The sequence below is a fragment of the Candidatus Macondimonas diazotrophica genome, from assembly GCF_004684205.1.
GTDB lineage: Bacteria > Pseudomonadota > Gammaproteobacteria > UBA5335 > UBA5335 > Macondimonas > Macondimonas diazotrophica.
Map to the genome: position 1 here is coordinate 1 of NZ_SRIO01000047.1, position 2693 is coordinate 2693.

Genomic DNA, 2693 nt, shown 5'->3' on the forward strand with positions numbered 1-2693 from the left:
GTCATTCGCCAATTGATCGTAAACCCGCTTGAACAAATCAATGACGTCAGAAAGGGGCAACCCGGAAAGGTTTGGGTTCTTCCCCGTGCGTTGAGAGAAATAGGTGTGCGTCATGCTGGCACCTGAAACCTAACGCTTCAATAACCGGCGCAGCTTTGCTGCGTCCGGCGCCGTAGGCGCGAAGTTGATTGACTTGTTAGGCGCATATACTCTAAACACTTTTATGCACTTCATAACGTAGCTCAGCCATACCTACGCCCAACTGGCGAACGGAAATGAGCTGGAGTGTTGGGCTTAAAACACAGCGCGGAAAAAGGGGTTTGCCTTTACCAAGGGTGGCAGAGCCAATTTGAACAATAATTTCATCCAGTAACCCTGCATCATAGAACTGACCAGCCAGATCGCCACCACCCACAACCCAAATATTTTTGTCTTTGGCCGCACCCCTCATTTCTCTATGAATTTGATGTACATCTCCATTTGCAAAATGGATATCTGCTCCATCAATCATAGGCAGTTTACGACTTGAAAATATCCATGCTGGTTGGCTGTAAGGCCACGGTGAGCCGGTCTCTTTAGCTACCTGCTCAGCATGGCGCACCATCCATTCATAGGTTGCTGACCCCATAGCTAACGCGCCTACTTCAGATATGAATTCTGGATAACTAGAATTGTTAAGCTCCCCAAGAGGGAAAAGCCAATCAAGAGAATCATCCTCAGTCGCGAGAAATCCATCAAGACTTGTGGCAGTGTAATATTGAGTTTTCATTGTTTATATACCTGCTAATTTTTGTTCGCCTAACGCCTGGTCTCAGCGGCCGATTTGGAGGCGCAGCGCGCCGGAAAAACGGTCCGCTGCAGCCCTTGGTTAGAACTAGCCTTCCCGAGTATCGATGATATTTCCATGCTCATCTTTTACGGTAATCTTATAGCTATCGGTAACGCGCAGTGATGCTGACGTGCCCACGCATACTTGATTCAAAAAGCTGAGAACATAATCTTGAGTGGTGGAGTTTTCATCTAGCTTCACTTCTATAACGTTGCTTGCTGAAGCAACCATTTTTGCGCCCTTTTGCAGCCCTATCGGTGACACCAAAATGCCGCCTTCCGCACCGACATCTTGGATGCTAAAGGCTAAGGCTCCAGCGATGGCTTGATTAATTCCTTGCTTTGTATGTCGCTTGCATTCGACAACGATGATGCTTTTGCCATTCTGAGAGCACCCTTTGGCATCTATTTCCCATGATGTGCCACTTTTCCCAGGCACAACCTGTTTTCCCTCAAAATAGCCAACCCCAAAATGGTCGGCGTACTGATTAAGTAAGTGGGTAGCAACTTCCTCGTAGCTTTCCCATTTTTTCTCACTGGACACTATCAGACCTCTCTAAGTTGAGGGCTAGTTCTAACAGTTAACTAGATTGAAGAAGATCATATAGGACTAGTATAGAGTCAATCTAGCCGCTTAATATGGCCCGACCATAAAAGCCGTGAAAACCTCAATAAAGCAAATAGATGGCAGCCGTACCAGCTTACCGACCGGGTGGCAGCGCGACTTCAACGCATTGCTAGACCGAAACGTACCGCAGGCTGCCCGCCCATGGCTGGTGCGGCATGCTCAGGCGTTCATCGATGTCCTGCAGGGGGATGGCCGGGGACTGAAAGCGGCCGAGCCGGATGACGTGACAAAGTTCCTGGAAGATGCGGGGCGAACTGCATCGCTTCGGGACTGGCAGTTTCGCCAGTGCGTGCAAGCGCTGGAGATATTGCTGGTGGACGTGGGCGGCTTGCCTTGGACTTCGGCCTTTGATTGGGGGTATTGGCGTGATGCGGCCAAAGCGTTGCCAAGCGATCACCCCACCGTTGCACGGCGGGGGAGCTGGCCGACAGCGGGGGAGCCAGAAGGGGCCACTAAGCCGGCTGAAGTATTCACACCGCTGTTGAATCGTTTGGCAGAGGAAATCCGCGTGCGGCAGTATTCCATCCGCACCGAGCAGACGTATCGTCATTGGGTGGAGCGCTTTCTTCGCCGGTTTCCGGATGCGACCCCGGCGGCCCTCGGCAAGCCCGAAGTGGAGGCGTTCCTTTCCGATTTGGCTGTGCGGCGCAATGTCAGCCCCAGTACGCAGAACCTGGCACTGACCTCGCTGGTGTTTTTCTTTCGGGAGGTGTTGGAACGGCCGCTGCCGGACATGGACTTCGCGCGGGCAAAGCGGGCGCGTCGTTTGCCGGTGGTGTTGAGCCGGACGGAGGTGAAGGCATTATTGGGCGCAATGGACGGGGTGTATGCCTTGATGGCGGGGTTGATGTACGGCACCGGCATGCGCCTGATGGAATGTGTGCGCCTGCGGGTGAAGGATGTGGACTTCGCCTACGGCACCATCACCGTGCGCGATGGCAAAGGCAATAAAGATCGTGTGGTTCCGTTGCCGCGCCGCTATGCCGGTTCGCTCCAAAGCCACCTGGGGCGGGTGCAGGCCACCCACACGGACGACCTGAAAGCCGGGTTCGGCCAAGTGTATTTGCCGCACGCGCTGGACGGGAAATACCCCAATGCGGCGGCGGAATGGCCGTGGCAATACGTGTTCCCTTCGTCGCGGCTGTCCACCGACCCGCGCAGTGGTGTCACCCGGCGCCACCACCTGCACGAGAACGCCCTGCAGCGCGCCATCAAAAAGGCCGCGAACGAAACGGGT

3 protein-coding genes are annotated in these 2693 nt (G+C 53.9%); 1 reads left to right on the plus strand and 2 read right to left on the minus strand.

The features are described from left to right. Positions 1–211: 211 nt before the first annotated feature. Both E4680_RS13650 and E4680_RS13655 read right to left on the minus strand, forming a co-directional pair. Positions 212–769: a dihydrofolate reductase family protein gene (locus tag E4680_RS13650; RefSeq protein ID WP_135282976.1), complete on the minus strand. Its 558-nt coding sequence runs from the start codon at positions 767–769 to the stop codon at positions 212–214. 105 nt (positions 770–874) lie between these two features. Further along, entirely contained in the window at positions 875–1372 is a 498-nt protein-coding gene (locus E4680_RS13655) for a restriction endonuclease (protein WP_135282977.1), read from the minus strand. Positions 1373–1487: 115 nt separating this feature from the next. Here E4680_RS13655 and E4680_RS13660 point away from each other — a divergent pair. After that, the coding region (locus E4680_RS13660) for an integron integrase (protein ID WP_135282978.1) at positions 1488–2693 on the plus strand (1206 nt) is incomplete at its 3' end.